This is a genomic window from Erythrobacter sp. S158 (assembly GCF_057364915.1).
On sequence record NZ_CP200279.1, the window covers coordinates 2,752,763 to 2,768,701 of the forward strand.

Annotated in this window: 13 protein-coding genes; 4 read left to right on the forward strand and 9 right to left on the reverse strand. The window is 62.1% G+C overall.

The window, feature by feature from the left end:
- Positions 1–207: 207 nt before the first annotated feature.
- Positions 208–2,034, reverse strand: coding sequence for an ABC transporter transmembrane domain-containing protein (locus tag AC0V6T_RS13465; RefSeq protein WP_486127661.1), 1,827 nt, complete (start codon positions 2,032–2,034; stop codon positions 208–210).
- 194 nt (positions 2,035–2,228) lie between these two features.
- On the opposite strand from AC0V6T_RS13465, the gene AC0V6T_RS13470 reads away from it, so the two are divergent.
- Positions 2,229–3,464, forward strand: a complete 1,236-nt coding sequence (locus AC0V6T_RS13470) for a polyhydroxyalkanoate depolymerase (RefSeq protein WP_486127663.1) — start codon at positions 2,229–2,231, stop codon at positions 3,462–3,464.
- Positions 3,465–3,480: 16 nt separating this feature from the next.
- On the opposite strand, the gene AC0V6T_RS13475 is transcribed toward AC0V6T_RS13470, so the two are convergent.
- Complete coding sequence (locus AC0V6T_RS13475) at positions 3,481–5,370, reverse strand: TonB-dependent receptor plug domain-containing protein (protein ID WP_486127665.1); 1,890 nt, start codon at positions 5,368–5,370, stop codon at positions 3,481–3,483.
- Positions 5,371–5,508: 138 nt separating this feature from the next.
- Between AC0V6T_RS13475 and AC0V6T_RS13480 the strand changes: the two genes are divergently transcribed.
- Together AC0V6T_RS13480 and AC0V6T_RS13485 are read left to right on the forward strand one after the other, a co-directional pair.
- Positions 5,509–7,623 carry a PQQ-dependent sugar dehydrogenase gene (locus AC0V6T_RS13480; protein ID WP_486127667.1) on the forward strand — a complete coding sequence of 705 codons (2,115 nt, stop codon included), beginning with the start codon at positions 5,509–5,511 and terminating at the stop codon, positions 7,621–7,623.
- Complete coding sequence (locus tag AC0V6T_RS13485; protein WP_486127669.1) at positions 7,620–8,627, forward strand: NAD(P)H-dependent flavin oxidoreductase; 1,008 nt, start codon at positions 7,620–7,622, stop codon at positions 8,625–8,627. Before AC0V6T_RS13480 ends, AC0V6T_RS13485 begins: the two co-directional genes overlap by 4 nt.
- 9 nt (positions 8,628–8,636) lie before the next feature.
- Here AC0V6T_RS13485 and AC0V6T_RS13490 read toward each other — a convergent pair whose 3' ends face one another.
- From AC0V6T_RS13490 to AC0V6T_RS13520, 7 genes are all read right to left on the reverse strand, one after another.
- Positions 8,637–9,080, reverse strand: coding sequence for a hypothetical protein (locus AC0V6T_RS13490; protein ID WP_486127671.1), 444 nt, complete (start codon positions 9,078–9,080; stop codon positions 8,637–8,639).
- Complete coding sequence (locus AC0V6T_RS13495) at positions 9,077–10,039, reverse strand: DUF5996 family protein (protein WP_486127673.1); 963 nt, start codon at positions 10,037–10,039, stop codon at positions 9,077–9,079. Before AC0V6T_RS13495 ends, AC0V6T_RS13490 begins: the two co-directional genes overlap by 4 nt.
- Positions 10,040–10,056: 17 nt before the next feature.
- On the reverse strand, positions 10,057–11,238 hold the full coding sequence (locus tag AC0V6T_RS13500; RefSeq protein WP_007165920.1) for an acetyl-CoA C-acyltransferase: 1,182 nt from the start codon (positions 11,236–11,238) through the stop codon (positions 10,057–10,059).
- Positions 11,239–11,342: 104 nt separating this feature from the next.
- Positions 11,343–11,792 carry a MaoC family dehydratase gene (locus AC0V6T_RS13505; RefSeq protein ID WP_007165919.1) on the reverse strand — a complete coding sequence of 150 codons (450 nt, stop codon included), beginning with the start codon at positions 11,790–11,792 and terminating at the stop codon, positions 11,343–11,345.
- 104 nt (positions 11,793–11,896) lie between these two features.
- Positions 11,897–12,994, reverse strand: a complete 1,098-nt coding sequence (locus tag AC0V6T_RS13510) for an acyltransferase family protein (RefSeq protein WP_486127675.1) — start codon at positions 12,992–12,994, stop codon at positions 11,897–11,899.
- Complete coding sequence (locus AC0V6T_RS13515; protein WP_486127677.1) at positions 12,991–14,373, reverse strand: DUF5935 domain-containing protein; 1,383 nt, start codon at positions 14,371–14,373, stop codon at positions 12,991–12,993. The genes AC0V6T_RS13510 and AC0V6T_RS13515 overlap by 4 nt, the downstream gene beginning before the upstream one ends.
- Positions 14,370–14,573, reverse strand: a complete 204-nt coding sequence (locus AC0V6T_RS13520; protein WP_486127679.1) for a hypothetical protein — start codon at positions 14,571–14,573, stop codon at positions 14,370–14,372. Before AC0V6T_RS13520 ends, AC0V6T_RS13515 begins: the two co-directional genes overlap by 4 nt.
- Before the next feature lie 68 nt (positions 14,574–14,641).
- On the opposite strand from AC0V6T_RS13520, the gene AC0V6T_RS13525 reads away from it, so the two are divergent.
- A complete protein-coding gene (locus tag AC0V6T_RS13525; protein WP_486127681.1) occupies positions 14,642–15,907 on the forward strand; it encodes a TIGR04063 family PEP-CTERM/XrtA system glycosyltransferase in 1,266 nt (421 codons plus the stop codon).
- Positions 15,908–15,939 lie beyond the last annotated feature (32 nt).

A 15,939-nucleotide genomic window follows, 5' to 3' on the forward strand; every position in this document is an offset into this window, starting at 1 on the left:
TCAAAAATGTTCAGTTGTTCCCCGGACGCTCGTCTAGCGCATCTCGCGCATCAAGGATGCATCTCGTCGCCGCGAGGCCGCGCTTTGTCGAAAGTTTGCTCGAACTCACGGCGCCGCACGCGTTGCAAGCGCGACTGCGCGGCCGAGCTTATGCGAGGAAGCCAAGCGGGCCGGATGGCCCGCGCCCGGCGTCTTAGGGCGAAGATATTACGCGGCTTCGGCGGCGAACTGGAGCGAGGCCAGCCGAGCATAAAGCCCGCCAGCGGCGGTCAGCTCTGCATGCGTGCCTTGCTCTGCGATTTCGCCATTATCGAGCACGATAATCCGATCGGCAGCGCGCACGGTCGCAAGGCGGTGGGCGATGACCAGAGTCGTGCGATCCTTCATCAGCTCGTCCAGTGCCTGCTGCACAAGCTGCTCGCTTTCAGCGTCCAGCGCGCTGGTGGCTTCGTCGAGCAACAAAATCGGCGCATCGCGAAGCAGCGCGCGAGCGATAGCCACGCGCTGGCGCTGGCCACCAGATAGCTGCGTGCCGCCTTCGCCGAGATAAGTGTCGAGGCCGGCGGGCAGCGCTTTCAGGAACTCATGCGCGTTTGCTGCGCGTGCGGCTTCCCAGATTTCCTCTTCGCTCGCATCCCAGCGGCCATAGCGAAGGTTGTCGCGAGCATCCGCGCTGAACAGCACGCCGTCCTGCGGGACGAAGGCAATCCGATCGCGAATCTCTGCAGGGTCCGCCTTGGTGAGCGGGACCCCGTCGAGCCGGATTGTGCCGACCTGCGGGTCATAAAATCGCTCGACCAGCTGGAAAAGGGTCGACTTGCCTGCACCGGACGGTCCGACGATGGCGACGGTCTCGCCCGGTTCGATCTCGAGGCTGAAATCCTTGAGGGCTGGCGTCTCTGGCCTTGCGGGATAGCGGAAAGTCACATTGCGGAAGGAGAGCGAACCGCGCGGCGGCACGGGCAGGCTTTCGGGACGCGCCGGAGCTGCGATAGCGGGCCGTGCTTCGAGCAATTCTGCCAGACGGCTTGCCGCGCCTGCTCCGCGCAAAAGGTCTCCATAGACTTCCGTAAGCGATCCGAACGCGCCCGCGACAAGACCCCCCGTCAGCACAAACGCGGCGATTGTGCCGCCGCTGATCGCGCCTTCCGAGACGGCAAGCGCGCCGCGCCACATGACCAGCGTGATACCGCCGAAAATCAGCAGAATGACGATCGAGGTCATTCCGGCGCGAAGGGCGATGCGCTTTCTCGCGGTGTCAAATGTCCGTTCGACCACGCCGCCGAAGCGGTCTCCTTCGCGCTTTTCCTGTCCAAAGCTCTGGACCACTTTCATCGCGGAAAGCACTTCGGTGACGTAAGCGCCCACATCGGCCACGCGGTCCTGGCTCGAGCGCGAGACGCTGCGGATCTTGCGGCCGAAGAAAACGATGGGTGCAATCACCAGCGGAATGCCGATCAAAAGGCCCAGCGTCAGCGTCGGCGCGAGATAGAGCAGCAGCGCAATCCCGCCGATACCGGTCAGCGTGTTGCGCAAAGCAACCGAGACCGTCGTGCCCACGACCGTCTCGATGATCGCGGTGTCCGATGTCATGCGGCTCGATATTTCCTTGGGACTGTTCTCTTCATAGAAACCGGGCGACAGGCGCAGCAGATTCTGCTGAACTTTAAGGCGAATATCGGCGACCACGCGCTCACCAATCCAGCTTACGAAATAGAACCGCGCCGCCGTACCGATTCCGAGGATCACGACGATCATAAGCAAGTACTGAAACGCGTGCGCGATCTCTTCGGGGCCGGCCGTGCCGCCAAATGCATCGTCAATGATGACCTTGAAGCGCCACGGAATAGCCAGCGTCGCAAGCGCGGTGACAGTCAGCGCGGCAAGCGCGTAGCCGATCTGTGCAGGGTATTTGCCCGCCTCGCGATAGACCATGCGCAAGGGCGCGAGCGAGCGCGATTTCTTCGTCGCGGCTGCGTTTTCGACGTCGCCTGCGACTTCATCGGACGAGATTTCGGATACTTCCCCGCTCATAGCTGGCCCCATCTAGCCACCCATCCAGCAAATTTCACGTGCAAAAAGCACATGAGAGCGCCTCGGGCTGCTGGATTGAGATTAATTGTGCATTGCACCATTAGCGGGTAAGGCCCATCTCACACACCGATAGCACAGCTGCGGGCTCAGAACGCGCGGCAGGCCTTTCTCGAAGGCCGCAACAGGGAACGCACATGCTTTACCAAGCCTACGAACTGCAACGCAGCTGGATGAATTCGGTGAGCTCGCTCGCTTCGATGAGCTCTGAAATGCTGGCGAGCCCGGCCAACCCGATGAGCTATTGGGGCATTGGCGGCATCGCGGCTAACGCACTCGACGTGTTGGCCCATGCGACGGCTCATTATGGCAAGCCCGCTTTTGGGATCACCGAGGTCGATGTCGACGGAAAGACCATGTCGGTGATCGAAGCAACGGTGCTCAATCGACCGTTCGGCGACCTGAAGCGGTTCCGCCTCGACGGCGTCGACGACAAGCGGTCCAAACTGCTGATCGTTGCCCCGATGAGCGGGCACTATGCGACCCTGCTGCGCGGCACGGTCAAACGGATGCTCCAGAAATACGAGGTCTACATCACCGACTGGGCGGACGCGAAGACGGTGCCGCTGCACGAAGGGCATTTCGATCTCGACACCTATATCGACTACCTCAGCGAGTTCCTCGAATATATCGAGCAGGTCGAACCGGGTCAGCGCCCGCATATGCTCGCCGTGTGCCAGCCGAGCGTGCCTGCTTTTGCGACCACCGCGCTCCTCAATCAGCACAAGTCGCCCGCGACACCCAAGACGCTTACGATGATGGGCGGCCCCATCGACACCCGCGAAAGCCCGACTACCGTCAACGACCACGCCATGAACCGCCCGATCGAGTGGTTCCGCACCTCGGTCATCGCGCGCGTCCCGATGCAATATCGCGGCGCTGGACGCATGGTCTATCCCGGCTTCATGCAGCTGAATGCGTTCATGAGCATGAACCTGCAAAGTCACATGATGAGCCATTGGGAGATGTTCAAACACCTCACCGCAGGCGATGACGAGAGCGCGCAGGCGACCAAGAGATTCTACGACGAATATCGCGCCGTGTGCGACATGACCGCGGAATTCTATCTGCAGACGGTCGAGGAAGTGTTCCAGAAGCACTCGATCCCCAACGGCACGTTTGAGCACAAGGGCGAGATCGTCGACCTGACCCAGATCACCGACACCGCTCTGCTCGCGATCGAGGGTGAACGCGATGACATTTCGGGCCTCGGCCAGACCAAGGCTGCGCTCAAGCTCGCAACCGGGCTGAGCGAAGACATGAAGCGCTACTACATGGCCGAGGGCGCCGGGCATTACGGCATCTTCAACGGCAGCCGCTGGCGCACCAAGGTGGCCCCGGTTGTCGAGGAATTCATCGAAGCGCACGGCTGATTAGCGCCGCGGTGGTTCAGAACCGCGTTCGCACCCCGACGAACACATTTCGACCCGGCTCTGGAAAACCGACCGTCCGCTCGAAATCGCTGTCGGTAAGGTTTCGCAGTGCGCCGAAGATTGCGACGTTCTTGCTGGCTTGCCATTCTGCGTCGAGCGCTAGCGTCTCGAAGCCCGGATTGCGAAGAAAGCCGGTTGGAACCGAGGAATCTGCGAAGCTGCTTGAAAGCTCGCCGTTGAGCGTGATCGCGAGGGTACTGAGCGCCTGCCAGCGGATCGCAAGTCGCCCGGTCCAGTCAGGCCGGAAACGAAGTTGAGCGCCGTCGGCGCTGCTCGTCGTTTGATAGGTCAGGGCCGCGCGCGCACTCACTTCTCCCATCTGCAAAGTGCCCGCCGCTTCGAAGCCGTGGACCTCGACGCGGCTACGATTGACGTTGGTGAAGAGCTCGGGCTCGAAATCGACGAGGTTGCGGTAGGTCGCGTTGAAGTAGGCAGCCGTCAGCGACCAGCCTTCGCCATCGGGGGCGAGTTCGACCCCCGCGTCGAAAGTCTCGCTGCGTTCATCTTCAAGGTCCGGATTGGCAATCAGCGGGAAGCCGAGCGCGAACAGACTGGGCCGCTTGAAACCGCGCGCGTAGTTGGCAAACAGTCGCGCGCCGTTTTCGCCGACCGGAACGCTTGCCCCCACCCGCGGGGTCCAGCGAGCCGAGGCATCTTCGGGCCAGTCGACGCGAAGGCCCCCGCTCAGTTCCACGCCCGATCCGGGCGCGATCGTGACCGTTGTGAACACGCCGGGCATATCGCGCTCGATGGTGAATGCGGTGGGAATCAGCACGCCGAAATCGAGCGAGCCAGTGCTCTCTCCATCTTCGCGCGTAAAACTGGTGCCGACCTCGAGTGAGAGCCAGTCAGCCGGGCGATGCGTAAGGCTCGCCACCGCCTCGTACCGCTCAAGTTGGCTGTCCGAAACGATCGGCGGCACGCCGTCAAGCGCGCCGGGCGCGATGCCGGGCGCGTCGGTTTCAAGGTCGCTTTGCGAGTAGCCGAGCCTCAACTGCGCGGTGAGATCCGGCGCGAGCGCGGCAGCAAGCGTGCCTCCCACTGCAATCTGTTGCCTCTCGCGGGTCTCAAGTTCGCCAATGACAGCAAGCTGGGGTCCGCCGCTATCTTCGGGAAAGCCCTCGCTATCGCTTCCCGCGATGAGGGCGAACAGGTCGAAGCTGACAGTCGCGCCAAGGTCGGGCGAGGCCGTGGCAGCGATCGAGTAACGCTCGCTCGTAGTGCCCGGCACGAAATTGTCGCTGTCGAGAAAACCGCCAGCGATGCCGAATGAGCCCGCATTGCCTTCTACGCCCAGTGATCCACCGAACCGATAGCGCCCCTCGCTCCCGATGCCGGCATGCGCCGAAGCGCCGGTGCCGAGCGGTCCGACGTCCAGCGCGATGACACCTGACAATGCATCGGCGCCGTACGCGGTCGATTGCGGGCCTGAGACGACCGCGATGCGCTGCACGATCTCAGGGTCGATCAGCGAGAAGTCGAACCCGCCGCCGCTCGAATTGAGCGGATCGTCGACCCGCACGCCGTTGATCGTCACCAGTGCAAAATTGGGCTCGCCGCCGCGAATCGAGACGTAGGAGCCTGCCCCGGGTCCGCCCTTCTCGAACGCGACGACACCGGGAAGCAGCGACAGGTCTTCGGTGACCGAAACCGCGCCGCGCACGCCCGGACGATCCTCATCGAGCACTTTTGCGCTCGCTCCCGCATCGCTCGCCGGATCGGCGAGGTTGGCCTCGACGAGGATTGCGGGCGCCTCTTCCTGCGCCTGGGCTGAGACCGGCAGCGCAAGCGATAGGGCAGCAAAAACGCCGCATCGCCGGACTGGCGTGAATAGAGTCAAAGTCATGGTTTCGGAGAAATCTTGCAGAAAGGGGGTTGGCAGACGTGTCGTTTGTCGATTCACAGTTAGGCGAATTGTTACGAAAACACGGTTAACAGTGCATCCTCACCGGCGCACCTTCGCTTCGCGCATTGAAGGGTATTTATGCAAAGAATTCTCGGAGTAGCGATCAGCGTGGTCATCGCAGGCCTGGCGCTGGGCGCGGGCTATGCGCTGGTGGACGTGACGCATGCGCTCATCCGCCTCGCGCTGCCGCTACCCGAAGTCGAGCTTTCGGGAGACGATCTCGCCAACACGGTGACTTATCTGATGGGGGCAAGCCTTGTCGTCTTTTCGCTGGTCGCTGTTTTTGCAAAACAGGGTGTGTTCGAAACCGCTCGCCGCACAGCCGCTCAGGTCTATGCGTGGGGCACGGCGTGGGGCGCAGGATCCCTGACGCTGTTCCTCATGAGCGCGAGCGTCTTCCCGCATCGCCTGCTCGTGGGCGCGTTTCTGGTCGGCGTCGTGGTTTTCGTTGCCGGTTATGCCGTTTTCGGCGGCGACCGCGAGAAGGGCGTCATCGGGCGCCTTGGCGAAGTTATCGTCGCGCTCTTCACCTCGCTCAAGAACCCGCTCGCATGGCTGGCGATCCTCGTGACCATCGCTCCACTCGCAGCAGCGGTTGCCTATGTCGTGAGCCAGGAGTTCCGCGATGCGGTCGCGGAATTTCGCGTACAGCAGAACGTCTCGGTTGACGGCGACTGGATCACTGTGCCGGTCAACACGCAGACCCAGTTGCTTCAGCCGATTATGATCCGCATGGTTCCGGGCGAACCCGGCCAAATGGTCGTGCTCGAGCGCGCTGGACGCCTCTACCGCATCGGCTATCCTGACAACGGCACCAAGGAATTGCTCGTCGATTTCGCCGATCAGGTGGGCGAGGTGAACCTCGAAAACGGTGCGATGGGTTTTGATTTCGACCCGCGCTTTGGCGAGGAAGGGCGCAGTTTTCTCTACGCCTATTTCACCAGCTTCGAGACAGACGCTCAGACCAACTACCTAGCGCGCTTCGATCTTGGCGCGGGCGATCCCGAAGCCGTGCTTGCAAGCCAGCAGAACCTGATCGAGATCGGCCGCCCGCCCACGCAGTATCACAATGGCGGGCATGTCGAGGTCGGCCCTGACGACATGCTCTACATCGCCATTGGCGAGCTCGACATGGCGGACAGCCATCAGACCATCGACACGACGCTTGCAGGTGGCATCCTCAGGATCGACGTGCTCAATCAGGGTGGCGACGTCTCAGGCCCGATCCTGCGCCAGCCTGAAAACGGAGCATCGCGCGGCTATTCGATACCGCTCGACAATCCCTTCGCCGGGCGCGAGGACGCCTTTGGAGAATTTTACGCCATCGGTCTTCGCAATCCCTTCCGCTTCGCCTTCGACCCGGCCAACGGTTCGATCTGGGCAGGCGAGGTCGGCTCGACCGTGTGGGAGGAAGTCAACGTGATCGAGAAGGGCATGAACTACCAGTTCCCCTTCATCGAAGGCCGCGAAGACACCACCTTCGCGCCGCCGCCGGTCATCCACGGCCAGCAGAAAGGCCCTGCTTTTACTTATCGCCACACCGCCTATGATCGTTCGGTCATCGGCGGGATCGTCTATCGCGGGTCGCGCTGGCCCACCCTCGATGGCAAATATTTGTTTGGCGACAATTACTCGGGCAAGTTCTGGGCGATGCCAGCCATCAACGAGGTGACCGAAGAGGTCGAGGTGCTGGGGCAGGCTGACAAATATGCGCAGCGCGGCTTCACCTCGATGATCCAGACACCCGATGATCGCATCCTCATCACGGTGATGGGGTCATCCTCCTCGCCAAACGGCGCCATCGTCGAACTGGTGCGCAAGGATGCGGGCGCTCAGGCGAGCATTGGCGGCGGAGGGCAGGCCGCGGCGGCAGAGGCTGTGCCACTGACCGAGCTAGAAATCCGTCAAAGCTACGTCACCAATTGCGCGCGTTGCCACGGTGAGAACGGCTATGGCGACGGACCGGACGCCGCAGCCTTGCTGGAAAATGCAGGCGCGGCACCGATCAGCTTCCATTCGGACGAATTCGCAACGCGCAGCCGCGACCATGTTCGCCTTGCCATTTCGGGTGGCGGCGAAGCGGTCGGGATGAGCTACGCCATGCCTCCATGGGAGGGCGTGCTGGTCGAGGAAGAGATCGACGCGCTAACCGATTACATCATGGCCATGCGCGAGAATGAGACTGCGCCATGAGCACTCGGTTGAGCGAGAGCCGGTTTGCCAAACGCTTCGGCCTCACCACTCCGATCGCGCTTGCCCCAATGGCATTCGCGACAGGAGGATCGCTCGCCGCCGCCTGCGCAAAGGCAGGAGCGCTCGCGCTGATTGGCGGGAGCTACGGCGATCTCGACTGGACGAGCCGCGAATACAGCGTCGCCGAAGATGGACTGGCGGGCGATGCAACCGCCCTGGCGAAACTGGGCTGCGGGTTCATCACCTGGAAGCTGGACGAGGACGCCTCCGCGCTCGATTGGGTGCTCGAGCGTCCGGCAAAGCCTGCCGCTATCATGCTCTCTTTCGGTGACCCGACCGCGATTGCGAGGCGGATCACCGATGCCAATGTGCCTCTGATCTGCCAGATCCAGACGATCGCGCAACTGCCCGAAGCCGTCGACGCGGGCGCCAATGTAATCGTCGCACAAGGCGGTGAGGCTGGCGGGCATGGCATGAACGCCCTCGACGGTCGCGGCACTTTCACGCTCGTGCCCGAGATCGCTGACTGGCTTGCAGGTCATGCGCCACACGTTCAACTGCTTGCTGCCGGTGGCGTAGCGGATGGTCGCGGCCTGGCCGCTGCGCTCATGCTTGGTGCAGACGGTGCGCTTGTAGGGTCGCGGTTATGGGCAACGCGGGAATCGCTTGCTCCCGATGCGGCGATTGCGGAGGCGATCAACGCGTGCGGAGACGGTTCAGCTCGCTCGAAAGTGTTCGATATCCTGCGCGAGAAGAACTGGCCTGCCCATTTCGATTTCCGCGCTCTTAGAAACGCGATCCACCGCGAATGGGAAGGCCGCATCGACAAGCTTGCCACTGACCCCGCTGCCGCAGTTGCACGCTACAAAGAAGGCGTTGCAACCGGCGACTATTCGCGAGCGCACGTAACTGTAGGCGAATGCACCGGCCTTATCCGCAGCAATGCCAGCGCCGCCGAAGTCATAGCCGCGATCGACGAAGAGGCGCAGCGGCTTTTTGGATAGAAGCAGCGCCTATGCGCGGCTACGCGGCGGGACAATCAGGCGCTGGATCAGTGTAAAGACTGCCCGGTAGAACAGATAAAGCAGCGCGGCGATGAATGCCGGCATGAGGACCGCATCAAATTGCAGCCTCCCCATCCAGAAAAGCCGGTCCCACAATGGGCCAGCGATGAGCAGGTGAACTGCAACCGCTAACAGAATACCGAGGGTCGACGCGGGGAGCTCAGGCAAGCGCCCAAAGCGGCCAAGCGCCCATGCAGCGACGCGCGCAATCGCGAACAACGTCAGGAACGATGCGACTGTAAACCCCAGCCAGGCTATCGGAGCCTGAGCAAAGACCGATCCTGGACGCGAGATATGGTCCCAGTAATCAAACGCGCTCCACACAAGCAGGATCACGAACAGCCAGACCCAGTGCGATGCGGCAAGGCGAGCACGGTCGCGGCCTCCGGTCATCCGCGCATATCCCTCAGTTTGGCAACATCATAGGGCCGTCCCAATCGTCCGCCGGGTATCTCCAGCGCGGCCCTGTCCCAGCCTGCGCGCTCCGCAATCGCTTCGTAGGTCTCATGCAGGAAACCAATCAGCACCTTGTCCGGGTCATCGGCCATCGCAACTACCGCATAAGGCAGGATGAATTCGCCAAGCTGCGCATCCCGGTACGCGCCGTCAGTCTCCAATGAAGCTTCCGCAATGCCATCAGGGGTGGGATATCCGTAGGCGTAGAAAGCCGCTTCCTCGATCCCCCCGCCTCCTAACCAGAAACCGGCGCTGGCGACCTCGTGGCTATAGGCTTCGCGCGTGGCACGGTCAGGCAGGTTGGGAACACCGCCCGGGTGGAGCGGGGCTTCTTTCCCGGAGAAGCGCGTGACGGCCAAGTCGAAGCTGCCCCAGAAGAGATGGCTTGGACTGGACTTGCCGACGAAGAAGCTGCGGAAGTGCGTGAAGACCCGGTCGGCGCTGCGGAAAGCGGCGTGGAAGCGGCGCAGTGCGCCCTCGTCCCAGTCACGCGGGCGGTCGTCGGATTGGAAAGGGACTGCGGGGTCGACCTCATTGGGCGAGCCGCCAATGTCCGGCGCGATCCCAGCGCGCCTTAGAAGCCCCGTTAGGCTCTGAAAAAGCTCGGCGACCGTCTGCCCATGGAGCGCAACCGAGCCTCGGAATCCCGCGGAGGTTTCAAGCACTACCTCGCTCGCGAGGCAATCGAACAGCAATTCCGCTTCGTGATCGCCGACGGCCACCGGGTAGGTGCGAAAGCCGCGCGGCGTCACGCGAAGGGCAAGCTGCCACCCGTGATTGGTCCAGACCCGCGCACGGGTGGGAAGCTTGCCGATAATTTGCAGATAGGCGTGGCACGTCTCGATCATCGCCTTGTCGGCTGCGTAATCGAGAACAGGCCAGCGCCCATCTGTCATCAGGGTCGATCCCTTGCTTAGAAGACCTCGAACAGGCCAGCTGCGCCCATGCCGCCGCCGACACACATCGTGACGACGACATATTTCGCACCGCGGCGCTTGCCTTCGATCAGCGCGTGGCCGGTGCAGCGAGCGCCGGTCATGCCGTAAGGGTGGCCGATCGAGATCGAGCCGCCATTGACGTTGAGGATGTCGTTGTCGATGCCGAGCTTGTCGCGGCAGTAGAGCACCTGCACAGCAAACGCTTCGTTCAGTTCCCAAAGGCCGATATCGTCCATCTTGAGGCCGGTCTGCTTGAGCAGCTTGGGAATGGCGAAGACCGGGCCGATGCCCATTTCGTCAGGCTCGGTTCCGGCAACAGCCATACCAACATAACGGCCAAGCGGCTGAAGGCCCTTCTGCTCGGCAAGCTTCGCTTCCATCAAAACGCTCGCCGAAGAACCGTCGGAAAGCTGCGAGGCGTTGCCCGCAGTGATGACCTTGTCCGGGCCCATCACCGGGTTGAGGCTCTGCAGGCCTTCAAGCGTCGTCGAGGGGCGGTTGCCTTCGTCCTTGGTGATCGTGGTTTCAACCTGCGAGATCTCGCCGGTTTCCTTGTCCTTGACCATCATGGTGGTGCTGACGGGCACGATCTCGTCGTCGAACTTGCCCGCTTCCTGAGCTGCTGCGGTGCGCATCTGCGACTGGAGCGCGTATTCGTCTTGCGCTTCGCGGCTGATGTTGTAGCGCGCAGCAACCGTCTCAGCGGTGCCGAGCATCGGCATGTAGACGTCCTTATGCATTGCGATCAGCGAGGGATCGGGAGCGACGCGCATTTCCGGGGTCTGGACCATCGAGATCGAGTCCTGACCGCCGCCGACGACCACATTCATATTGTCGACCACGATCTGCTTGGCAGCCGTCGCAATTGCCATCAGGCCTGAAGAGCACTGACGGTCGATCGTCTGGGCAGCAACCGTCACCGGAGCGCCGCCGCGAAGCGCGACCTGGCGACCGATGTTACCGGCCTGCGTGCCTTGCGTGAGGACAGCGCCCCAAACGACATCGTCGATCTCGCCAGCGTCAATGCCAGCGCGCTCAACGGCAGGAGCGAAGGAAAGCGAACCGAGCGTTGCGCCCGGCGTGGCGTTGAAGCCGCCCTTGTAAGCACGGCCAATCGGCGTGCGAGCGGTGGAGACGATGACTGCATCGCGTGACATGAGAGGTATCCTTTCAAACGTGTGGGTCCGTCCCCGTCTTCACAAGATGGAGACTGAATGGGTCAAAAGCGCGTCAGATTTTCTTCGCGCGCTGAAAGTGGGCTTCAGACGAAGTAGAGGGTGATCCACTCGCAGATCAGCGCGGGCGTTTCCTCGCCCTCGATCTCCATCGTCACTTCGCAGGTCTGCTGCCACTGGCCGGGGCGCTTTTCGACCATTTCGGTGAGCTTCCAGTGGCCACGAATGCGCTTGCCAGCGCGCACGGGCGAGAGGAAACGGCATTTGTTGCCGCCATAGTTCACGCCCATCTTCACCCCGTCGAGCTTGGGCGTGTCGCTGTTCGCGCCGAGGTAAGGCATCATCGAAAGCGTGAGAAAGCCGTGCGCGATGGTCCCGCCGAACGGGGTCATCTTGGCCTTTTCTTCGTCGATATGAATGAACTGGTGGTCACCGGTCGCATCGGCAAACTGGTTGATGCGTTCCTGGCTCATCTCGACCCAGTCACTGGTGCCGATGGTTTCGCCAACTTTGGCTGCGAGATCCTGCGGGGTCATTTGGCTCTCCCTTTTGAGTGTTGAGTCCCTAAATCCGCGCGCGGTTTGGGCGACAAACGCCGCGAGGGCAAGCCCCCGGCACTCGGACGTAGCGTGCCCTAACGTCAGGCGGACTTGAGAAGCAGGGGAGTGCGCTGATTAAGCCATTTCTGCGCCGGTTTCTCGAATCCGGCAAAGAGCGCTGCGGAAACGGCAAGAACGAGCGCGCCATAGACGGCAAGGCCGATCCAGCCGATCTGAAGATCGCTGCCGACAAAGGCCAGTTTGAAAACCACGAACAGGAGGTAGTGCGAAAGGTAGGTCGCATAGCTCCAGTCGCCGAGCTTCACGAGCGGGCCCGATGCCAGAACGCGGGCGGGAATGCCGCCATCAAGTGCGAGCGCGAGCAGCAGGCTTGCAAAGCAGGCCGGAACCCATAGCGTTTCGGGAAGGCCAAGTGCGAGCCCCGCGATGGCTAGCGCGGCGCTGACCGCGAAAGGTATCGCGCCGCCACGTCGGCAATCGCGCATCTGCCGCCATATCTGTGCAAGCGCGATCCCCATGGTGAACTCGGCAAGGCAGCGAACGAGGCCGGTGCGCGGTATGTCGTCGTCCAGGATCGCGTATCCGAACGCTGCAAACCAGGCGTGCAGACACAAAGCCATCGCTCCTAGCGCCGCAATCAGCGCCGGAAGCCCAAGCTGCTCCCATCGGACTGCGAGGATGAGCGCGGGAAACGCAAGATAAGCCGCAAACTCGGCGCTGATCGACCATGCAGGCGGGTTCCATGCAAGCTCACTCGTAAACCCCCAGTTCTGGATCAGCAGTACGTGAAGTGGCAACTCTGCCAACGGATAGTTGCCGATTGGGCGGCCTGTCAGCGCGAGCATGAGCGCCAGCATCGCAAAGCCTGACAAAACCAGCGCGTGAAGCGGCCAGACCCGCGCAAATCGCTTCCACAGGAACGGGCGGGTCTGCGCCCAGCCTTGGGCTCTGAACTTCTCGCCATAGCTTAGCCACATAACGAAGCCCGAGAGCATGAAGAAGAAATCGACCGCGAGATAACCCTTGGAGAACACCGCGATAGCATCGCCCGGAAGGATCGCGGTGAGGCTGAGGCGGATGTGGTAGAGCACCACAAACCACGCCGCGAGCCCGCGCAACCCCGTCAGCTGGTCAAGCTGCAGACGCGATTTTGAAACGGGCGATCCGGCAACGCTCATAGGGCCTCGCTCGGTTTGCCGATCGTCGGAGGCGCGCGGCGCGATACAGGGCGCGCGGTCGCAGCTTCAACGGGCTCTTCGCATTGCTTGAGGTAGCTCGACAGTCCGATCTGGAAGGCGAGCAAAAGCAGCATTGGCGGTGTGTAGGCGATGCCTGTAAAGAGCGCGCCGACGAGATAAATGATCTGCGCCTGCGCCAGGGCTGAGGCCAGTGGCGCCTGCCATTGCTCGTCCGGTCCCTCGCGTCCCTTCCATCGTTTGCGGATGCGTGCCATCGAGACAAGGCCGGTGATCTGGATCAGGCTCCATAGAATGAGGCCGGGATAGCCTTGCTCGCCAAGAACCTCGAAAATCGCCGAGTGATAGGCACGCGCCTCGTCGACCACGTCCTGATAGGTGACCGAGGTTGTGCCGCCCGCAGTCTCTTCCACGCGCATGCGGTATTCGAACGAATTGCCGCGATAGGCGTCGAACCCGCCGCCCCACGGATTTTCGGCAGCGTAATCGAGCGTCCAGCTCCACACCGCGACGCGGGTCGAGGCGCTCTGGTCCTGCTCGAACTCGGTGATCGTGCCCATGCGCTCGGTAAAGCTGGCGGGCAGGAACGGGATCGCCGCGATCATCGCAATCGCGCCAAGCCCAGCGAACAGCACCTTGTTCTTCACATGCCGGAAGGTGAGCAGCAGCAGCACCGCAAAACAGACAAGCCCCGTGCGCGCTTCGGTGCCGACAGGAATCAGGATGCAGGCGAAAATGAAGGCATAGCCGAACAGCTTCACGCGCCAGTCGGGCGGAAAGATCGTACCATGCCGCGTGAACCAGTGGATCGCGGGGATGATCGCGATCGCCATGCAGGCTAGGACGCTGGTCTCATAGATGCCGGAATTATCGTTCACGATCAGCATGCGGGTCTCGTATCCGCCGCCGCCGAAGACGACCTTGATCCCGCCGCCGACGATGATGACCGCCATCGACAGGAGCATGGTTAGAAGCGCGCCTTCGATGCGCAGCCGCGTGGTCAGCGTCAGCGGCAGGAAGATGGCGAACAGCATCGCCTTCCACACCCAGTCCCACTTGGTCGCAGCATTTTCGGGAAAGTCGGCAAAGCCCGTCGTCCACCAGCAGTAAAGCAGAAACAGCAGCATCAGCCCCTGTCTCCCGGTGAAGCGTGCGCCCTTCTTGCTGTCGAGCGCGAGCCAGCCTCCGAACGCCGCCGCGAACGCAATCAGCGACACAGACAGCGATGTGATCAGCGAATAGCCAATACGCTGAGGGGCGAGGATGTCGATATAGATATAGAGCAGCACCCAGAGGAACGGGCGCTTGATGCCGAGCACCAGCACATATCCGATAAAGGCGATAAGGAAGAGATCGATCATTCCGAGCCTGACCCATCCTTCATCTGCGCACGCCGGCGCGCATTGCGGCTCGCCGCGCTGCCCTCCTCGCGCGCCGCCTCGGCCTTTTCGTCCAGTTCCCTGAGACGCGGATCGACGTCGGTATCCTCGCGCAACACCAGCCGAAGCAAGGCGAGCGCCAACAGGCCGTGGCCCAGCGCGAGTGCGAAATAGTCAATCATGGCAAGGATCGCCGTACAGGAGCGCGGTTGACGGCCCGTTAAGCATGGTTGCGCTAATTGCCTTTTCCATGACGCGCGTCCTCCACGTCCTCGACCACTCGCTGCCGCTGCATTCCGGCTACACCTTCCGCACGCGTGCAATCCTGAAAGCTCAGGAAGCGCTGGGGCTGGAAGTCCGCGGCCTGACCTCGCAGCGTCACAACGCCGAAGCGGAATGGGAGAATGAGAAGGAAGATTTCGACGGGTTGACCTTCCACCGCACGCCGGGCGTTTCGACAGGGCCCATGCTGGTGCGCGAATTCCGAGAAATGGCTGCAACGAGCGACACCATCCGCAAACTGGCGCAGGATTGGCGCCCTGACATCATTCACGCTCATTCCCCGGCGCTCAATGGTGGCGCCGCGCTGAGAGCCGCGCGCAGCCTCGGCGTCCCGCTAGTCTATGAAATCCGCGCATTCTGGGAAGACGCAGCGGTCGGCAATCGCACAGGCAAAGAAGGGTCGCCAAAGTATCGACTGACGCGCAGCCTGGAAACGCAGATCTCGGCGCGCGCTGATGCGGTGTTCACGATTTGCAACGGTCTGCGCGACGATCTCGTGGCCCGCGGCATTCCGGGCGGCAAGATCGGCGTGATGCCCAACGGCGTCGATCTCACCTTGTTTGGTGAACAGGTCCCCCGTGACAATGCATTGGCGACCGAGCTCGGCATTGACGAGAGTGCGCTCTTGATCGGCTATATCGGCAGCTTCTACGACTATGAGGGCATCGACGATCTGATCGCAGCCATGCCGATCCTGCGACGCTCGCATCCCGGCGCTCGGCTGCTTTTGGTTGGCGCTGGCGAGATGGAAGGCGAATGGCGCGAAGCTGCTGCAAAGCTGCCGGAGCCCGAAGCCGTTATCTTCGCAGGCCGCGTCCCGCATGACGAGGTCGAGCGTTATTACTCGCTGATTGATGTGCTGGCCTATCCGCGCAAAGCCTCGCGCCTCACCGATCTCGTTACCCCGCTCAAGCCGCTGGAAGCCATGGCGCAGCGTCGCCTTGTTGCTGCCTCCAACGTAGGTGGCCATCGCGAACTCATCACTCACGGCGAAACGGGTGTCCTGTTTGCTCCCGACGACCCGGCGTCTTGCGCACAGGCCCTCGGCGATCTGCTTGATGCACGCAGCGAATGGGACGCGCTGCGCGCAAATGGATTGGACCATGTCCGTTCGCGTCATGACTGGCACGCAAATGCGCGGCGTTATCTTGACGTTTACCATCTCTTGTTAACCCGAATTGACGGCGAAGTCGGTTCGGAGCCGCTTTCGCCAGAACAGGGATTACGGGCGTAGCGAGAGTGATCGGTGCGCCCGATGCGAAGAGA